General features: G+C 70.4%; 1 protein-coding gene. It reads right to left on the reverse strand.

Annotated elements, in window-relative coordinates:
• The coding region (locus AAE045_RS24160) for an NAD(P)-binding domain-containing protein (protein WP_455549831.1) at positions 1-548 on the reverse strand (548 nt) is incomplete at both ends.

Raw genomic sequence — 548 nt, forward strand, 5'->3', positions numbered from 1 at the left:
TTTTCGAGCACGCCGGGCCACGGGTTGCACACTTCGGTCGCCCAGCTGCGGCCCGTACTGACCGCCATCATCTGCGAGAGCACCTTCGGGTCTAGCCCGTGCGCGACGCCCAGCGCGATCGACTCACCGGTCACCGCCATGATCACGCCCAGCGCCATGTTGTTGCACAGCTTGGCGACCTGGCCGGCACCGCTGGCGCCGACATGGAAGATGTTCTTGCCCATCGCCTGCAGCAGCGGGCGCGCGCGCTCCAGTGCCTCGGCTTCGCCACCGACGATGAAGGTCAGGGTGCCGGCCTGGGCACCGGCAGTGCCGCCGGAGACCGGTGCGTCCAGCATCTGCAGGCCGCGCGCGGCAGCGGCTTCGGCGACCTTGCGGGCGGTGGCCGGCGCGATGGTGCTGCAGTCGATGACCAGCGCGCCGCCGGGGATGTCGGCCAGCAGGCCGTCGTCACCCAGGTAGACGCCTTCAACGTGGCGGCTGGCCGGCAGCATCGAGATGACGATCTCGGCCCCGGTCAGCGTATCCAGTGCCGAGCTGGCGGCGGT

The sequence above is a fragment of the Dryocola clanedunensis genome (assembly GCF_038405435.1).
Classification (GTDB): Bacteria; Pseudomonadota; Gammaproteobacteria; order Enterobacterales; family Enterobacteriaceae; genus Dryocola; species Dryocola clanedunensis_A.